Genomic DNA, 17,980 nt, shown 5'->3' on the forward strand with positions numbered 1-17,980 from the left:
GTGTCCGCGAGGGGGGCGGCTGCTTCGTCGTCCTCTTCGAGCACGATGGCCGCCAGCGGCAGCGTGATGGTCACGATGGCGCCGCCCTCGGGGCGGTTGCGCACGGCGACGCGTCCGCCCAGGGTGCGCGCCACGTTCACGACCAGGAACAGGCCGAGCCCGCCGCCGGGTCGGCCCTTGCTCGACTGGTAGGGCTTGCCGAACTCCGCGAGGATGGCCGGCATGAAGCCGGGGCCCGCGTCGGTGACGGTGATGGTGAGCGCGTCGGCGTCGTGCGTGGCTTCCAGGCGCAGCCAGTGCGGCGAGGCCTCGAGCGCGTTGTCGAGCACGTTGCACACCATCTGCTTGATGGCCGAATCGGACACCATGGGCAGGTCCTGCCCGAACAGGTTCTCGTAGTCGAACTCCTCGACCGGGCGCGTGGTGCGCCATTCTTCGACCAGGTCGTCCAGGAAGGTGCGCACGGTGGTCTCTTCGGACGACTCGCCGCGCGTCTCGCCGGCCGACAGCAGGATGCCGCTGACGATGCTCTTGCAGCGCTGGATCTGCACTTCCATCTCGGCCACTTCCTGCAGCAGCTCGGGGTCGGAGCTGAAGTGCGGCAGCCGGCGCCAGTCGCCCAGGATCACGGCCAGCGTGGCCAGCGGCGTGCCCAGCTCGTGCGCCGCGCCCGAGGCCAGCAGGCCCATGCGCACGATGTGTTCTTCTTCGGAGGCGCGCTGGCGCAGGTCCGCCAGCCGCGCGTCGCGCACGCGCAGGTTGCGGCTGATGCGGGTGATGAAGACCACCAGCAGCGCCGCGTTGAGCGCGAAGCACACCAGCATGCCCTGCACGTAGGGGCTCCACAGGCCGCGGTCGTGGTCCAGCGGCAAGGGCAGCGGGCGCGAGAACAGCGCCAGGCCCGCGAAGCACAGGCCGGTGATGACCACGATGGTCCAGGTCGACCAGGCCTTGAGCAGCACCGCGCCCAGGATCACCTGCAGCAGGTACAGAAAGACGAAGGGGTTGGTCGCGCCGCCGCTGAGGTACAGCTGGGCCGTGAGCGTGGCCACGTCGACCAGCAGCGCAACGAACAGCTCTTCGTTGGTCACGCGGCCATGGATGCGCAGGCGCAGCAGGCTCACCATGTTGAACAGCGCCAGGCAGGTGAGCACCTGCAGCATGTGGTTCAGCGGCAGGCGGATGCCGAAGCCGTAGTGCACCACGAGGATGGTGGCCACCTGCCCGACCACGGCGAACCAGCGCAGCTGGATCAGCTGCTGCATGTTCTGGTGGCCGATGGCGTTGTCCAGGCTCGCGACGCCCGCGCGCGGGGCGTGCAGCTCGCCGGCCACCGCGACCAGCTTGTCAGTCGCGGCGGGCATCGGCGGGGTCGGGGCGTGCGGCGTCGGCATGCGGAGCATTTTCGCCGCTACCGTCTTGCGATGCCCGTCGGCGCCGGTCGTCGCGCCACACGAACCCATAGGCGCCGAGCACCATCAGCGCCAGCCCGTACCAGGTGAGGGCGTAGACGAGGTGGCTGTTGGGGAAGGCGATGACGGTGAGGCCGCCCGCCGGCCACGTGGGCGCGGCCTGTGCGGGCGCAGCGCCGGCCTCGGCGTCGACGAAGTAGGGCGCCACGTCGGCCAGGCCGCGCGCGGCGGCAATGGCCTGCACGTCGCGCGAGAACCAGCGGTCGGCAGCGGGGTCGTTCGTGCGCAGGAAGCCGCCCTTGGGTTCGGTCAGGCGCAGCAGGCCGGCCACGGTGGTGTCGCCCTGGGGCTCGGGGGCGGTGCGCGCCGCGCGCTCGCGCGCCTCAGGCGGCACAAAGCCGCGGTTGACGAGCACGACGCTGCCGTCGGCGGTGCGCAGCGGGGTCAGCACCCAGAAGCCGGCACCGAGCCGGGTGCTGGCCTGCACCAGCGCTTCCTTGTCATGGAGGAACGTGCCGCGAAGGCGCACGTGGGTGTATTCGTCGTTGGCCGCGTTGACCGTGGGCCATTCGGATCGCGCCGGCGCGTCGGCGGCCGGGGCGTGCACGCGCTGGTCGACGCGGGCGATGAGATCGAGCTTCCAGGCCCTGCGCTCGACCTGCCAGGTGCCGAGCGCAAGAAAGCCGGCAAAGGCCAGGAGGGCGCAGACCGCCAGCGCCGCACGCGTGACAACGGAGCGCGGGCGGGCGGCCGGGGCCATCAGGGCATGTTCTTCATGTCGTGGACCATGGCCGGCATCATGTTGGTGTTCATGTGATACATGACCCACAGCGAGCCGGCCAGCGTGATGACCACGAGCACCAGCGTGAAGATCAGCGCCAGCATGTTCCAGCCGCCTTCGGACTTGGCGTCCATGTGCAGGAAGTACACCATGTGGACCACGATCTGCACCACGGCGAAGCCGAGGATGACGAGGGCGGTGGTGCTCGGGTTGGCGATCACCTTGCCCATCACGAGCCAGAACGGGATCGCGGTCAGGATCACGGCCAGCACGAAGCCGGTCATGTAGCCCTTGAAGGTGCTGTGGCTGACGGGGCCGTCGTCGTGGTGGTCGCCGTGGCCGTGGCTGTCGTGTGCGCCGTGGCCGTGTGCGGCGGTGGCGGTGTGTGCGGGGGCGCTCATGCCATCGATCCCATGAGGTAGACAAAGGTGAAGACGCCGATCCACACGACGTCCAGGAAGTGCCAGAACATCGACAGGCACATCAGGCGGCGGCGGTTGGCGGCGGTGAAGCCGTGCTTGGGCAGCTGGACCATCAGTACGACCAGCCAGATGATGCCGAAGCTCACGTGCAGGCCGTGCGTGCCCACCAGTGCGAAGAACGACGACAGGAAGGCGCTGCGCTGCGGGCCGGCGCCTTCGTGCAGCAGGTGCGCGAACTCGTACAGCTCCAGGCCGATGAAGCCCAGGCCCAGGAGGCCCGTGATGCCCAGCCACAGCAGCACGCCGCCCATGCGCTTGCGCTGCATCTCGAGCATCGCGAAGCCGTAGGTGATCGACGACAGCAGCAGCAGCGAGGTGTTCATCGCCACCAGCGGCAGGTCGAACAGGTCGGCGCCCGAGGGGCCGGCCGCGTAGCTGCGGCCCAGCACGCCGTACACCGCGAACAGGCAGGCGAAGATGAGGCAGTCGCTCATCAGGTAGAGCCAGAAGCCCAGCAGCGTGCCGTTCTCGGGGTGGTGGTCCTCGTTGCGGACGTGGAACAGGTCGAACGCCGGTGCGTTCGCGTTCCGGGAGGGGAGGGCGGTGGTATCAGACATGGGCGGTGGCCAGCAGGCGCGTGCGTGCTTCTTCGGTGCGAACGACTTCTTCCGCGGGGATGTAGTAGTCGCGCTTGTAGTTGAAGGTGTGGGCGATGATCGCGACCATCATGGCCACGAAGCCGATGCCGGCCACGAGCCACATCTGCCAGATCAGGGCAAAGCCGCACACCGCGCTCAGTGCCGCGATGACGAAGCCGGCGGCCGTGTTCTTGGGCATGTGCACGGGGCTGAAGCCGTCCAGCGGACGCTGGTAGCCGCGGGCCTTCATGTCGGTCCAGGCGTCGTTGTCATGCACGCGCGGCGTGAACGCGAAGTTGTAGGCTGGCGGCGGCGACGAGGTCGACCACTCCAGCGTGCGGCCGTTCCACGGGTCGCCCGTGGTGTCGCGCAGCGACTCGCGGCGAATGAAGCTCACCACCAGCTGGATCAGGAACGAGGCGATGCCCAGCGCGATCAGCACCGCGCCGAAGGCGGCGACCTGGAACCAGATCTGCAGCGACATGTCCTGGAAGTGGCTCATGCGGCGGGTGACGCCCATCAGGCCCAGGATGTACAGCGGCATGAAGGCCATCCAGAAGCCGACGATCCAGAACCAGAACGAGCACTTGCCCCAGAACGGGTCCAGCTTGTAGCCGAAGGCCTTCGGGAACCAGTAGGTGATGCCCGCCAGCATGCCGAACAGCACGCCGCCGATGATCACGTTGTGGAAGTGGGCGATCAGGAACAGGCTGTTGTGCAGCACGAAGTCGGCCGGGGGCACGGCCAGCAGCACGCCGGTCATGCCGCCGATCACGAAGGTGATCATGAAGCCGATGGTCCACATCATGGGCAGCTCGAAACGGATGCGGCCGCGGTACATGGTGAAGAGCCAGTTGAAGATCTTCGCGCCCGTGGGGATCGAGATGATCATCGTCGTGATGCCGAAGAACGAGTTCACGCTGGCGCCGGAGCCCATGGTGAAGAAGTGGTGCAGCCACACGAGGTAGGACAGGATCGTGATCACGACCGTGGCGTACACCATCGAGGCGTAGCCGAACAGGCGCTTGCCCGAGAAGGTGGAGACCACTTCCGAGAAGATGCCGAAGGCCGGCAGGATCAGGATGTACACCTCGGGGTGGCCCCAGATCCAGATCAGGTTCACGTACATCATGGCGTTGCCACCCATGTCGTTCGTGAAGAAGTTGGTGCCGACATAACGGTCCAGCGACAGCAGGGCCAGCACGGCCGTGAGCACCGGGAAGGCGGCCACGATCAGCACGTTGGTGCACAGGGCGGTCCAGGTGAAGACGGGCATCTTCATCATGGTCATGCCGGGCGCGCGCATCTTCACGATGGTGGCCAGCAGGTTCACGCCCGAGAGCAGTGTGCCCACCCCCGCGATCTGCAAGGACCAGATGTAGTAATCGACCCCCACGTCAGGACTGAACAGGATGCCCGACAGCGGCGGGTACGCCAGCCAGCCGGTCTTGGCGAACTCGCCGACGAAGAGCGACGCCATCACGAGGCCGGCGCCGAAGGTGGTCATCCAGAAGCTGAAGTTGTTCAGGAACGGGAAGGCCACGTCGCGCGCGCCGATCTGCAGCGGCACCACGAAGTTCATGAGGCCCGTGACCAGCGGCATCGCCACGAAGAAGATCATGATCACGCCGTGGGCGGTGAAGATCTGGTCGTAGTGGTGCGGCGGCAAAAAGCCCGCGTTGTCGCCGAAGGCGACGGCCTGCTGGGCCCGCATCATCAGCGCGTCGGCGAAGCCGCGCAGCAGCATCACCAGGCCCAGGATGATGTACATGATGCCGATCTTCTTGTGGTCGATGCTGGTGATCCAGTCGCGCCACAAGGTGCCCCACAGCTTGAAGTAGGTCACGGCGCCCAGCAGCGCCAGGCCGCCCAGGATCACGGCCGCGAAGGTCACGAGCAGGATGGGCTCGTGAAGGGGAATCGCCTCCCAGGAGAGGCGGCCGAAGACGAGCTTCGTCAGGTCTAGGTTCTGCAACATCTTAGTCTTCGGTGGTGCACATCGCGGTGACGTACTTGCGCTTGGGCGTGTCGAGGGAGTCGGCCTGCCAGGCCTGCTTGGTGGCGACGTTGAAGGCGCCGGGCTTGCCCAGGCCGCCGTCGGCGTCGATGGCCATCATTTCCTTCATGCACATCTTGTTGCGGTCGACGCACAGGTTCAGGATGGCGTCGTACAGGGCCGGGTCGACCGCGGCGTAGTGGCGCACGGGCTCGCGCTCGCTCGGCACTTCGAGCTTCTTGTACTGCTCGCGGGTCAGTTCGCCCTCTTTGCCGGTCTTGACCTTGGCCACCCACTGGTCGAAGCCGTCATGGCTCAGGCCGTGGAACTTGAAGCGCATGCCCGAGAAGCCCGCGCCGCTGTAGTTGGCGGAGAAGCCGTCGAACTCACCCGGCTTGTTGATCACCGCGTGCAGCTTGGTCTCCATGCCCGGCATGGCATAGATCTGGCCGGCCAGCGCGGGGATGAAGAAGGAGTTCATGACCGACGAGGCCGTGATCTTGAAGCTGATCGGGCGGTCCACCGGGGCGGCCAGCTCGTTCACCGTGGCGATGCCCTGCTCGGGGTAGATGAAGAGCCACTTCCAGTCCAGCGCCACCACCTCGACCACCAGCGGCTTGGTTTCGGCGGGAATCGGGCGCTGCGCGTCCAGGCGGCTCAGCGGGCGGTACGGGTCCAGCGTGTGGGTGCTGATCCAGGTGATCGCGCCCAGCGCGATGATGATCAGCAGCGGCGCGGCCCAGATCGCCAGCTCGAGCTGCGTGGAGTGGTCCCAGTCGGGGCTGTAGGTGGCCTCCTTGTTCGACTGGCGATAGCGCCAGGCAAAGAAGATGGTCAGGGCGATCACCGGAATGATGATGATCAGCATCAGCACCGTGGAGACGACGATCAGGCGTCCCTGCTGGTTGGCGATGTCGCCGGAGGGGTTCAACAGCACCGTGTTGCAGCCCGCCAGGAAAATGGCGGAAAGCAGCAGAAGCGCTCGGCGAAGGGTCTTGAGGATGTGCATGCCGGGAGAGGAAAGTGCGAAGGCCGCGCAAAAATGACCCTGCAATCTACGCCGCCCAAGGGATTCCGCCTATTGGACGTTTTGTCCTATGGCGGTAAACGCAATTCGGTGAGACGCTACAGGGTGTCCAGAATTTCCCCTGTGTCGTGCCCCGGCATGACACCCGAATTACAGCCAGCCAGCTAGCAAGATGACGACGTCCAGCATCAGTCCACCAGGCGCCCAGCCTGTGTCGCACCCGACCGAAGGCGGCGCCCGCGCCGCAGACGCCGACCATTCGCACATCGCCCCGGGCGAGATCGCGGTCGGCGTGGTCATCGGCCGCGCCTCCGAGTATTTCGACTTCTTCGTCTACGGCATCGCCTCGGTGCTGGTGTTCCCGGCGGTGTTCTTCCCGTTCGAGCAGCGCCTGGAAGGCGTGCTCTGGGCCTTCGTGATCTTCTCGTTCGCCTTCATCGCGCGTCCGTTCGGCACCGTGATCTCGATGGCGATTCAGCGGCGCTTCGGGCGCGAGACGAAACTGACCATCGCGCTGTTCCTGCTGGGCACCTCGACCGCCGGCATCGCCTTCCTGCCGGGCTACGCGAGCATCGGCTTCACGGCCATCGTGCTGCTGTCGATCTTCCGCTTTGCCCAGGGCCTGGCATTGGGCGGCTCGTGGGACGGCCTGCCGTCGCTGCTGGCGCTGAACGCACCGCCCAACAAGCGCGGCTGGTACGCCATGCTGGGCCAGCTGGGCGCACCGCTGGGCTTCTTCCTGGCCAGCGCGCTGTTCGCGTACCTGTATTCGAGCTTGCCGCTGGCCGACTTCCTCGACTGGGGCTGGCGCTACACCTTCTACGTGGCCTTCGCCATCAACGTCGTGGCGCTGTTCGCGCGCCTGCGCCTGGTGGCCACCGACGAGTACGCGCGCCTGCTCGAAGAGCGCGAGCTGCAGCCCACCAGCGTGGTCGAGCTGACCCGTTCGCAGGGCGCCAACCTGCTGATCGGCGCGTTCGCCGCGCTGGCCAGCTACGCGCTGTTCCACCTGATCACGGTGTTCCCGCTGTCGTGGATCTCGCTGTACTCCGACCAGTCGATCACCGAATTCCTGATCGTGCAGATGGTCGGCGCGGTGTTCGGCGCCATCGGCATCGTGGCCTCGGGCCTGATCGCCGACCGCATCGGCCGTCGCTTCACGCTCGGCGGCCTGGCCGCGATGATCGCCGTGTTCAGCGGCTTCGCGCCCACGCTGCTCGACGGCGGACGCATCGGCCAGGACATCTTCATCGTGCTGGGCTTTGCGCTGCTGGGCCTGTCGTACGGCCAGGCGGCCGGCGCCGTGACCTCCAACTTCGCGCCCAAGTACCGCTACGTCGGCGCGGCCCTCACGGCCGACCTGGCCTGGCTCATCGGCGCGGCCTTTGCCCCGCTGGTCGCCCTGGGCCTGTCGGCGCACTTCGGCCTGGCCTTCGTGAGCATCTACCTGCTGTCGGGCGCGCTCGGCACGCTGGCGGCGCTGGGGCTGAATCGGGCGCTGGCGCGGGACTGACCGGCAGCGTTTCTCGAATGAAGGGGCCGATGGCCCCTTTTTTCATGGCCGCCACGGGACCGGTGCGCGCTCGCTTAGGATTCGCCTCGATGTTCACCGCCGCCATTTTTGACATGGATGGGCTGCTGATCGATTCGGAGCGCCCCATCATGGCCGCCTGGATCGCCGCGGCCCGCACGCTCGATGTCGAGCTTTCGCACGCCCAGTACCTGCAATGCGTGGGGCTGGCCATGAGCGAGTCCAAGCAGATCCTCGCGGCGCTGCTCGGCGGCCCCGCCGCCTACCAGCATGCGGCGACGCAGGTGACCGCCGCGCTGCAGCTGGAACGCGCCGACGGCGACGCCCGGCCGCTCTTTCCCATCAAGCCCGGCGCGGCCGAGCTGCTCACCGCCTTGCGCGGTCGCGGCACGCGCTGCGCGGTGGCTTCGTCGTCCACGCGCGGGCAGATCGCGGCCTGCCTGGGCAGCCTCGACGTGCTTCACCACTTCGAGGCCTTCGCGGGCGGCGACGAGGTGGCGCGCGCCAAGCCCGACCCGGCGCTGTACCGGCTCGCGGCCGAGCGCCTGGGCGTGGACCCTGCGGCGTGCGTCGCCTTCGAGGACAGCGAGAACGGCGCCAAGGCCGCGCTCGCCGCCGGCATGCGCGTGGTGGTGGTGCCCGACCTCAAGCACCCGCCCGAGGCGATCGTCGCGCAGGCCTTCCATGTGCTCGATTCGCTGCACGACGCAATGCCGCACGTGCCGCGCTGGTTTCCCTGACGCGGTCAGGGCCCGGGTTCAGTTCAGAGCACTTCGTCCCGCAGCTGCGGGAACACCTTCGACACCTTGGCCAGCAGGTAGTCGCCGTAGCGGCCGCTGAAGGCGTGCACGTTGGCGCGGTCCCAGCGCTCGGCGCTGTCGTCGAGCGCGTCGGCGCCGGCCAGGCCCTCGATGCGCTGCACACGGGCCTCGAAGTTCGGGTCGAAGAACAGCGGGAACGACAACCGGTCGCGGCCCGAGGTGTTGCGCTTCACGCGGTGCGGGGTCGACTTGTAGAGCCCGCCGGTCATGCGGTCGAGCATGTCGCCGATGTTGCAGACGAAGGCGCCGGGCACCGGCGGCGCATCGATCCAGCCGCCCGGCGTGTGGACCGCGAGGCCGCCCACGGTGTCCTGGTGCAGGATCGTGAGCAGGCCGTAGTCGGTGTGCTCGCCCACGCCCCATTGCACGTCCAGCCCCTCGGGCACGGCCTGCGTCGGGTAGTTGAAGAGGCGGAACAGGATCAGCGGGTCGGCCGTGTAGCGTTCGGCGAAATAGGAAGCGGGCAGGCCGAGGCTCAGTGCGATGCCTTCCATGAGCCGATGGCCCAGCTGCGTGACGGCGTCCATGTACGCGAGGATGGTTTCGCGAAAGTCCGGCACGTCGGGAAAGAGGTTCGGCCCATGCACCGGCGTCTTCGCCTGCACCAGCGGGTGGTCGGCGGGCAGCTCGGTGCCCAAGTACAGGCCTTCCTTCCAGTCGGGGCGGCCCGAGGTCAGCTCGCCGCCGCGCGGGAAGAAGCCGCGCCAGGCCCGGCCGCCGAGGGCCATGCGCCATTGCATCTTGGTTTCTTCGGGGAGGTCGAAGAAGCGGTGGCTCAGGTCTTCGAGCCGCTGGATCAATGCGGCATCGACGCCGTGGCCCGTGACGTAGAAAAAGCCGTGCGCACGGCAGGCGTCGCCGATCTGCGCCGCCACGCGTTCGCGTTCGGGCGCGCCGGCCACCAGCGGGGCGACGTCGATGAGGGGGAGGGAGGAGTCGGTCATGCGTCTCTCGAAAAAGGCGAACGGATGTCGGACAGGAACTGCTGCGCACGCGGGTGCTGCGGGCGGTTGAAGAAATCGTCGGGCGTGGCGCGTTCGAGCACCTGGCCCTGGTCCATGAAGAGCACGCGGTCGGCCACCTCGCGCGCGAAGCCCATCTCGTGCGTGACGCACACCATGGTCATGCCGTCGCGCGTGAGGTCGCGCATCACCAGCAGCACCTCGCCGACCATCTCGGGGTCGAGTGCGCTGGTGGGTTCGTCGAACAGCATCAGCGGCGGCTTCATGGCGAGCGCACGCGCAATGGCCACGCGCTGCTGCTGGCCGCCCGACAGCTCGCCGGGCCAGGCATTGGCCTTGTTGGCGAGGCCCACGCGCTCCAGCAGCGCCATCGCGCGCGCGTCGGCCTCCTTGCGCGACAGGCCGTGCAGCTGCATCGGCGCCATGGTGCAGTTCTGCAGCACGCTCAGGTGCGGGAACAGGTTGAACTGCTGGAACACGAAGCCGATGCGCGAGCGGAACGCGTTCACGTCCAGGCCCGGCGCGTGGATGTCCTGTCCGTCGAGCGTGATGCGGCCCGACTGGATCGGCTCCAGCCGGTTGAAGGTGCGGATCAGCGTCGACTTGCCCGAGCCCGAGGGCCCGCACACCACGACCACCTCGCCCTTGTGGATGGTTTCGGTCACGTCGACCAGCGCGTGGTAGCTGCCGTACCACTTGTTGACTTTTTCGAGTTCGATCATGCGGGCACCTTGAGGGGCGCGGCGGGAAGGCCGCGGCGCGCGAGCCGGCGCTCCAGCCAGTAGGCGAAGCGCGAGAGGCCGAAGCACAGGATGAAGTAGGTCAGGCCCAGGATCAGGTAGATCTGCGCCGGCTTGGTGAACACCTGCGTGTTGATCTGCGTGGCAATGAACGACACCTCGGCCAGCCCGATGATGTAGCCCAGCGAGGTCTCCTTGATGGTCGACACGAACTGGTTCACCAGCGAGGGCAGCATGCTGCGCAGCGCCTGCGGCAGCACCACGAGGCGCATCGCGCCGAAGTAGCTCAGGCCGAGCGCGCGCGCGGTTTCCATCTGCCCGCGCGGCAGGCCCTGGATGCCGGCACGCACGATCTCGGCGAGGTAGGCGGCATCGAAGATCACCAGCGCGATCAGCATGGTGGTGAACTGGTCGGTCTTCACGCCCGTCACGCTGGGCAGGAAGAAGTAGGCCCAGAAGATCACCATCAACAGCGGCAGGCCGCGCACCACGAACACCAGCGCCGTGACCGGCCAGCGCACGCAGCGCCACGGGCTCACGCGCGCCAGGCCGAGCACGATGCCCAGCGGCAGCGCGAGCACCAGCCCGCACGAGGCCAGCAGCAGCGTGAGCACCAGCCCGCCGAGCGGGCCGTTCGGGTACTGGCCGATGAGGAAGTAGACCCAGTAGTCGTGGATGATTTCGAGCATCAGCGCGCCGCCTTCAGATGGTCCGCACCGGGAAGCGGTGGTGGTACCAGGTGGCGAGCCCGGTGATGGCGAGCGACACCGTCAGGTACGCCGCGCTCGCGAACGCGAACGACTCGAAGCTGCGGAAGGTCGCGCTCTCGACCTGCCCGGCCTGGTACATCAGCTCGGCCACGCCGATCACGGTGGCGATCGAGGTGTTCTTCCACAGGCTCAGCGTCTGCGAGATGAGCGGCGGCACGGTCACGCGCAGCGCCTGCGGCAGCACCACGCGGCGCATCGTGGCCAGGAAGCTGAAACCCAGCGCGCGGCCGGCCTCGAATTGCACGGCCGGGATCGAGCGGATGCCGCTGCGGATGTCCTCCGCCATGAAGGCCGCCGTGTACAGCGACAGCGCCACGATAGCGCTGTAGGCCTCGATGTGGCCTTCATAGAGCCAGGTCTTCAGGCCTTCGGGCAGCAGCTCGGGCGCGCCGAAATACCAGAACAGCATGTGGGCCAGCAGCGGGATGTTGCGAATCGATTCCACGTACGCAAAACCGAGCCAGCGCAGCGGCGCCAGCGGCGAGAGCCGCAGCAGCGCCACCACCAGCGCCAGCGGCAGCGCAAAGACGAACGAGACCGCGAGCAGCTGCAGCGACAGCCACAGGCCCGCGACCAGCATGTCGTGGTACTGGCCGGTCAGCAGCAGCGAATAGTCGAACAGGGGCATGGGAAACGGGAGGCACGGCGAAAGGCGCCGGGGCGCACATGGTACGCATGCGCGCCGTGCCGCTCAAAAGCGAAGGGCGGGTCGCATGGCGGCCCGCCCCTGGTGTGCCGAGCGCGCGGGCTCAGTCGATCTTGTCGGTTTCGAGCTTGAAGTCGCGCGTCTGGAAGCCGGAGGCCGTGTTCGGGCCGTACCACTTCAGGAAGATCTTCTGCGCCTCGCCCGACTTCTCGAGCTCGCGCAGCGTGTCGTCCACCACGGTCTTCAGGCCGCTCTCGCCCTTCTTGATGCCGATGGCCAGCGACTCGGTGCTCAGGTTCTGCTTGAGCACCACGTACTGCGCCTTCTGCGGGCCCAGCTTGGCGTAGCTGCGCAGCAGCGCGGCCTCGTCGTCCACGTAGCCCACGCCCTTGCCTTGCTGCAGTGCCTGGAAGGCCTGCTGGCTGGTGTCGAAGGTCACGACCTCGGCGGTGGGCACGGCCTTGCGGATGTTGGGCTCCTGCGTGCCGCCGCGGATGGTCAGCACCTTCTTGCCGCCGAGCTGCGGCACGTCGGTGATGCCGCTGGTCTTCTTCACGATGGCCTTCTGGCCGGTCACGAAGGTGGTGAGCGAGAAGTCGATCTGCGCCTCGCGCTCCTTGTTGTGCGTGAGGCCGGCGGCCACCAGGTCCACGTGGCCCTGTTGCAGCTCGGGAATGCGCGCGGCCACGGCGATCTGCTTGAGCACCGGCTTCACGCCGATCTTCTTCGCAATGGCGTTCACCAGGTCGACCTCGTAGCCGACGATCTGGCGCGTCTTCGGATCGATGAAGGTGGCGGGCTCGTCGGTGCCGAGCACGCCGACCACGAGTTCGCCCTTTTTCTTGATGTCGGCGAGCTGGTCCGCATGGGCGGCAACGCCGGTCAGCAGGGCGGAAGCGGCAAGGGCCGCGGCAAGCAGGGTGTGGCGCATGGTGGGGATCGTCCTCTCTCCAGAGTGAAATTCAGGCCGGAACCATATCAATAAAACCCAAGATTATTAAATCGTCAATCGACATATGCATATGGGGCTGATGAATCGGCCTGTTGCCGGCTGGGTTAAATTCGCGACGCCGCGACGTGCCCCGCCGCCGTCCCCCGAATGTCTTACCGAGCGAGCTTTTCATGATCATCCAACCCCGCGTGCGCGGCTTCATCTGCGTCACCACCCACCCCGTGGGCTGCGAAGCCAATGTCCGGCAACAGATCGCGTACGTCAAAGCCAGGCCCCCCATCGCGGGCGGCGCCAAGCGCGTGCTGGTGATCGGCGCGTCCACCGGCTACGGCCTGGCCGCGCGCATCACCGCGGCCTTCGGCTGCGGCGCCGACACGCTGGGCGTGTGCTTCGAACGCGCGGGCAGCGCGACCAAGCCCGGCTCGCCCGGCTGGTACAACACCGCCGCCTTCCACCGCGCCGCCACGGCCGAGGGACGCTACGCCAAGACGATTAACGGCGACGGCTTTTCCGACGCGGTGAAGCAGCAGGCCATCGAGACCATCCGCGCCGACCTCGGCCAGGTCGACCTCGTGGTCTACAGCCTGGCCGCGCCGCGCCGCACCCACCCGAAGACGGGCCAGGTCTTCAACTCCGTGCTCAAGCCCATCGGCAAGGCCGTGACGCTGCGCGGCCTGGACACCGACAGCGGGACCGTGAAGGAATCGGTGCTCGAGCCCGCCACGCAGGACGAGATCGACAACACCGTCGCCGTCATGGGCGGCGAAGACTGGCAGATGTGGATCGACGCGCTGCAGCAGGCCGGCGTGCTGGCCGACGGCGCCAAGACCACGGCCTTCACCTACCTGGGCGAGCAGATCACGCACGACATCTACTGGAACGGCTCCATCGGTGCCGCCAAGAAGGATCTGGACGAGAAGGTGCTGGACATCCGCGCGCAGCTGGCCGCCAAGGGCGGCGACGCGCGCGTGTCGGTGCTGAAGGCGGTGGTCACGCAGGCCAGCTCGGCCATTCCGATGATGCCGCTGTACCTGTCGCTGCTGTTCAAGGTGATGAAGGCCGAAGGCACGCACGAGGGCTGCATCGAGCAGGTGCACGGCCTGTACGCCGACAGCCTGTACGGCGCCACGCCGCACCTGGACGACGAAGGCCGCCTGCGCGCCGACTACAAGGAACTGGCGCCGCAGGTGCAGGCCCGCGTGCAGGAGCTCTGGCCGCAGGTCACTGGCGAGAACCTCAACGAGCTGACCGATTTCGCGGGCTACAAGACCGAGTTCCTGCGCCTGTTCGGCTTTGCCGTCGACGGCGTGGACTACACGGCCGACGTGAGCACCGATGTAGGCATTCCCGATCTGATCCAACTCTAGAGCGCCCCGAGGGGATACTCCCGCCCATGCAGATTCAAGACAAACCGCCCGCCGGCACGCCCTTCGAGTGGATCGGCGGCGAGCCCAAGGTGGAGGCGCTGGTCGAGCGCTTCTACGACCTGATGGACCTCGAGCCGGCCTACGCGCAACTGCGCGCCGTGCACGGCACCGACCTGGACAACGCGCGCCAGCGCCTGTTCTGGTTCCTGTGCGGCTGGCTCGGCGGGCCCGCCCACTACACCGACCGCTTCGGCCACCCCATGCTGCGTGCGCGGCACCTGCCGCAGGCCATCGGCGGTCACACCATCGGCATCAAGGAGCGCGACCAGTGGCTGGCCTGCATGGACCAGGCGATGGGCGAGACCGGCGTGCCCGAAGACCTGCGCGCACGCCTGCGCGACTCCTTCTTTAAAACCGCCGACTGGATGCGCAACCGCGGCGAGTGACCCCGACAACGATTCCCGAAAGACTGTTCTCCATGAATTCCATCGTCATCATCGGCGGCGGCCACGCCGCGGCCCAGCTCTGCGCGGGCCTGGCGGAAGCCGGGCAGGGCGCGCGCGTGCACCTGGTCTGCGAGGAGGCCTGCGAGCCGTACCACCGTCCGCCGCTGTCGAAGGCCTTCCTCAAGAGCGCCGACGAAACCACGCAGCCGCACAAGGCCGCCGACTGGTACCGCGAAGCGGGCATCACGCTGCACCTGGGCGACGCGGCCGTGGCCATCGACCGCGAGGCGCACACCGTCACGCTGCGCTCGGGCGCGGTGCTGCCGTGGGAGCGCCTGGTGCTGGCCACCGGCACGCGCGCGCGGCAGATGCCCGGCCTGCAGGCCGGCCTCGAAAACGTCGCGAGCCTGCGCGCCGCCGACGAGGCGCAGCGCCTGCGCACGCAGCTGGCGGATGCGCAGCAGGTCACGGTGCTGGGCGGCGGCTTCATCGGCCTCGAAGTGGCAGCCACCGCACAGGCACTGGGCAAGCGCGTGCAGGTGATCGAATGCGCGCCGCGCCTTTTGGGCCGCGCCGTGTCGCCCGAGCTGTCGGCGCACGTGCTGGCCACGCACCGCGCGGCCGGCATCGACATCGTGCTGGGTGCGCAGACCGGCGCCTTCGAGGTCGCGGGCGACCGGCTCGTGTCGGTCGAAGTCAACGGCGTGAAGCAGCCGATCGACCTGCTGCTGCTGGGCATCGGCGCGGTGCCCGAGACCGCGCTCGCGCAGGCCGCGGGCCTCGAGTGCGCCGACGGCATCGTGGTCGACGGCCACATGCAGACCAGCGCGGCCGACGTGCTCGCGGTGGGCGATTGCACGCGCTTCCCCGACCGCCGCGCAGGCCGCGCGCTGCGGCTCGAATCGGTGCAGAACGCGAACGACCAGGCGCGCACGGCCGTGGCCACGCTGACCGGCGCCGCGCGCGATCACGACGCGGTCGCGTGGTTCTGGTCCGACCAGGGCGGCCTGCGCCTGCAGATGGCGGGTCTCATGCCGGCCGAAGGCACGCCGGGCCTGGTGAGCGTGCGCCGCGCGGGGCCGAAGCCCGAGGCGTTTTCGCTGTTCCACTACGTCGACGGCCAGCTCGTGTGCGTCGAATCGGTGAACGCGCCGGTCGATCACATGATGAGCCGCAAGCTGCTCGAAGCGGGCCGCAGCCCCGCGCCCGAGGCGGTGGCGGATGCGGCGGTACCACTAAAGAATCATCTAGCGTAACGGCTGTCGCAACGGCGCTGCACGGCAGGCCCGGATTCACCGGTCTGTCACCCGGCTTTCGGAGACTGGTCTTCCTCATATCCGCAGGGAGACCTCTCGATGAACAACGCAGTGGCCGCGTCGCTGGCGCGCCTCGCCCCCATGTCCACCTGTGCCGCCGTCCTGGCCGCTGTGCTCACCGCCTGTGGCGGTGGCAACGGAGGCGGCACCACGTTCCCCCCGATCGTTCCGCCCCCGGCGCCCGCACCCGCCCCGGCACCCGTGGCCGCCGGCACGCGCACCACGGTCGCGCTGCTCGAAACGACCGACCTGCACTTCAACGTGCGCAGCTACGACTACTTCAAGCTCGCCGAAGACAAGTCGTACGGCTACGAGCGCACCGCCACGCTCATCAACGCCGCGCGCAAGGAGTTCGCGAACACGATGTTGTTCGACAACGGCGACACCATCCAGGGCACCGCACTGGCCGACTACGAAGCGCTGGTCAGCCGCATCCCGTGCACGCAGCCGCTGTCGATGTACAAGGTGATGAACGCCACCGGCTTCGATGCCGGCACGCTGGGCAACCACGAGTTCAACTACGGCCTGGACTTCCTCAACCAGGTGCTCGGCGGCGGCCTCGATGTCGAGGGCGTGGACGGCAGCAAGAAGTGCGCGGGCCCGAGCTTTCCGATGGTGGTGGCCAACGTGCACAGCCTCAAGAGCGGCAAGCCGCTCGTGGCGCCCTACACCATCGTCACCAAGCAGTTCACGGCCACCGCGCCGGATGGCAAGAGCGTGACGGTGCCGGTGAAGGTCGGCGTGATCGGCTTCACCACGCCCGGCATCATGAACTGGGACAAGCGCTTTCTTGAAGGCAAGCTGCGCACCGAAGGCGCGGTCGAGGCCGCCAAGCGCTACGTGCCCGAGCTGCGCGAGAAGGGCGCCGACATCGTCGTGGCGCTGCAGCACGGCGGCCTCGACGCCTCCCCGTACTCGCCGACGATGGAAAGCCCGGGCCTGTACCTGTCGAAGGTGCCCGGCATCGACGTGCTGATGATGGGCCACCAGCACGGCCTGTTCCCCGACCGCGGCGCCAAACCCGGCTACACGCAGCCCGGCGTGGACAACGCCGCCGGCACCGTCAACGGCGTGCCGGCCGTGATGCCCAGTTCGTGGGGCAAGGCACTGGGCCTCGTGAAGCTAGAGCTCGTGTGGGACGGCAAGGCCTGGGGCGTGGACAAGACCAAGACGCTGGTCGAGGCACGCTCCACGCAAACCGGCAAGGACGGCGCGGGCAAGGCCGTGTACGTCGATGCCGACCCGAGCGTGGCGCCGCTGGTCGACACCCAGCACCAGGCCGCGATCGACTACGTGAAGACGCCGATCGGTAGCACCGACTTCCGCATGAACACCTTCTTCGCCGACGTGGGCGACCCGGGCGCGATCCAGATCGTGAACCAGGCCCAGGCCGACTATGTGAAGACCTACATCCAGGCCAGCCTGCCGCAGTACGCGGGCCTGCCGGTGCTGTCGGTGAGCGCACCCTTCAAGTCGGGCTTCGAAGGCGGGCGCGACTACACCGACGTGGCCGTGGGCAACCTGGCGATCTTCAGCGCGGCCGACCTGTACCTGTACCCGAACACGGTGTACGCGGTGAAGGTGACGGGTGCCGAGATCAAGGGCTGGCTCGAAGCCGCGGCCAAGCGCTTCAACAGGATCGACCCGGCGCTCACGACCGACCAGCCGCTGATCAGCACCTTCCCGGGCTACAACTTCGACATGTTCACCACGCCCGACATGCAGTACGAGATCGACGTGACGCAGGCCGTGGGCAGCCGCATCAAGAACCTCATGTACCTGGGCGCGCCCATCGACCCGGCGAAGGAGTTCGTGATTGCCACGAACAACTACCGCGCGACCAGCGGCGCGAGCTTCATCCCGGCGCTGGACGGGCGCGCGACGATCTACGCCTCGCCCGATGCCAACCGCGACGTGCTGATCGCCTACATCAAGGCGAAGAAGACGATCACGCGCGCGGCCGACGGCGCGGCGCGCAGCTGGCGCTTCACCAAGGTGACGACGGCGGGCAACGTGACGATCACGTCGGGGCAGGGGCAACTGAGTGCTGCGACCGATGCGGGGCTCGCGAACATCTCGCTGCTGACCGCGGATGACGGCAGCGGCAAGGGCCGCTCGGTCTACAAGGTCGATCTGAGCAAGTAAGGGTAGGG

17 protein-coding genes are annotated in these 17,980 nt (G+C 67.8%); 6 read left to right on the forward strand and 11 right to left on the reverse strand.

Translation table 11 applies throughout. The features are described from left to right. The 6 genes from AC07YS_RS04990 to cyoA form a co-directional block, all read right to left on the reverse strand. The coding region (locus AC07YS_RS04990) for an ATP-binding protein (RefSeq protein WP_495275706.1) at nt 1–1,364 on the reverse strand (1,364 nt) is incomplete at its 3' end. Further along, nucleotides 1,348–2,172 carry an SURF1 family protein gene (locus tag AC07YS_RS04995; RefSeq protein ID WP_495270183.1) on the reverse strand — a complete coding sequence of 275 codons (825 nt, stop codon included), beginning with the start codon at nt 2,170–2,172 and terminating at the stop codon, nt 1,348–1,350. The genes AC07YS_RS04990 and AC07YS_RS04995, both read right to left, overlap by 17 nt. Further along, complete coding sequence (cyoD, locus tag AC07YS_RS05000; RefSeq protein WP_062469089.1) at nt 2,172–2,594, reverse strand: cytochrome o ubiquinol oxidase subunit IV; 423 nt, start codon at nt 2,592–2,594, stop codon at nt 2,172–2,174. Before cyoD ends, AC07YS_RS04995 begins: the two co-directional genes overlap by 1 nt. Then, entirely contained in the window at nt 2,591–3,232 is a 642-nt protein-coding gene (cyoC, locus tag AC07YS_RS05005) for a cytochrome o ubiquinol oxidase subunit III (RefSeq protein ID WP_062469091.1), read from the reverse strand. The genes cyoD and cyoC overlap by 4 nt, the downstream gene beginning before the upstream one ends. Next, nucleotides 3,225–5,231: a cytochrome o ubiquinol oxidase subunit I gene (gene cyoB / locus AC07YS_RS05010; protein ID WP_495270182.1), complete on the reverse strand. Its 2,007-nt coding sequence runs from the start codon at nt 5,229–5,231 to the stop codon at nt 3,225–3,227. The genes cyoC and cyoB overlap by 8 nt, the downstream gene beginning before the upstream one ends. A gap of 1 nt (nt 5,232) precedes the next feature. Then, nucleotides 5,233–6,258 (reverse strand): ubiquinol oxidase subunit II, encoded by a 1,026-nt coding sequence (gene cyoA, locus AC07YS_RS05015; RefSeq protein ID WP_062469097.1) that lies wholly within the window; start codon nt 6,256–6,258, stop codon nt 5,233–5,235. Between the two features lie 190 nt (nt 6,259–6,448). Between cyoA and AC07YS_RS05020 the strand changes: the two genes are divergently transcribed. Next, nucleotides 6,449–7,789 (forward strand): MFS transporter, encoded by a 1,341-nt coding sequence (locus tag AC07YS_RS05020; protein ID WP_095743978.1) that lies wholly within the window; start codon nt 6,449–6,451, stop codon nt 7,787–7,789. Between the two features lie 89 nt (nt 7,790–7,878). Beyond that, nucleotides 7,879–8,547, forward strand: a complete 669-nt coding sequence (locus AC07YS_RS05025) for an HAD family hydrolase (RefSeq protein WP_495270181.1) — start codon at nt 7,879–7,881, stop codon at nt 8,545–8,547. 23 nt (nt 8,548–8,570) lie between these two features. Here the strand turns inward: AC07YS_RS05025 and AC07YS_RS05030 are convergent, their stop codons facing one another. The 5 genes from AC07YS_RS05030 to AC07YS_RS05050 all read right to left on the reverse strand — a co-directional run bounded on the left by AC07YS_RS05030 (nt 8,571) and on the right by AC07YS_RS05050 (nt 12,677). Then, nucleotides 8,571–9,572, reverse strand: coding sequence for an isopenicillin N synthase family dioxygenase (locus tag AC07YS_RS05030; protein ID WP_495270180.1), 1,002 nt, complete (start codon nt 9,570–9,572; stop codon nt 8,571–8,573). After that, entirely contained in the window at nt 9,569–10,312 is a 744-nt protein-coding gene (locus AC07YS_RS05035; RefSeq protein ID WP_099792091.1) for an amino acid ABC transporter ATP-binding protein, read from the reverse strand. Before AC07YS_RS05035 ends, AC07YS_RS05030 begins: the two co-directional genes overlap by 4 nt. Further along, a complete protein-coding gene (locus AC07YS_RS05040; protein ID WP_070061508.1) occupies nt 10,309–11,019 on the reverse strand; it encodes an amino acid ABC transporter permease in 711 nt (236 codons plus the stop codon). Before AC07YS_RS05040 ends, AC07YS_RS05035 begins: the two co-directional genes overlap by 4 nt. Nucleotides 11,020–11,032: 13 nt before the next feature. Continuing rightward, entirely contained in the window at nt 11,033–11,728 is a 696-nt protein-coding gene (locus tag AC07YS_RS05045; RefSeq protein WP_495270179.1) for an amino acid ABC transporter permease, read from the reverse strand. Nucleotides 11,729–11,849: 121 nt separating this feature from the next. After that, nucleotides 11,850–12,677 (reverse strand): ABC transporter substrate-binding protein, encoded by an 828-nt coding sequence (locus tag AC07YS_RS05050; protein WP_159274898.1) that lies wholly within the window; start codon nt 12,675–12,677, stop codon nt 11,850–11,852. A 191-nt stretch (nt 12,678–12,868) separates the two neighbouring features. Between AC07YS_RS05050 and fabV the strand changes: the two genes are divergently transcribed. The 4 genes from fabV to AC07YS_RS05070 all read left to right on the forward strand — a co-directional run bounded on the left by fabV (nt 12,869) and on the right by AC07YS_RS05070 (nt 17,972). Continuing rightward, nucleotides 12,869–14,065, forward strand: coding sequence for an enoyl-ACP reductase FabV (gene fabV, locus AC07YS_RS05055; protein ID WP_495270178.1), 1,197 nt, complete (start codon nt 12,869–12,871; stop codon nt 14,063–14,065). Between the two features lie 26 nt (nt 14,066–14,091). Further along, nucleotides 14,092–14,511, forward strand: a complete 420-nt coding sequence (locus tag AC07YS_RS05060; RefSeq protein ID WP_056578450.1) for a group II truncated hemoglobin — start codon at nt 14,092–14,094, stop codon at nt 14,509–14,511. Between the two features lie 32 nt (nt 14,512–14,543). After that, nucleotides 14,544–15,767 (forward strand): NAD(P)/FAD-dependent oxidoreductase, encoded by a 1,224-nt coding sequence (locus tag AC07YS_RS05065; protein WP_495270177.1) that lies wholly within the window; start codon nt 14,544–14,546, stop codon nt 15,765–15,767. A 141-nt stretch (nt 15,768–15,908) separates the two neighbouring features. Beyond that, nucleotides 15,909–17,972 carry a bifunctional 2',3'-cyclic-nucleotide 2'-phosphodiesterase/3'-nucleotidase gene (locus AC07YS_RS05070; RefSeq protein WP_495273675.1) on the forward strand — a complete coding sequence of 688 codons (2,064 nt, stop codon included), beginning with the start codon at nt 15,909–15,911 and terminating at the stop codon, nt 17,970–17,972. Nucleotides 17,973–17,980 lie beyond the last annotated feature (8 nt).

It is taken from the genome of Variovorax sp. GW458-11-26-14-LB1, assembly GCF_059423965.1.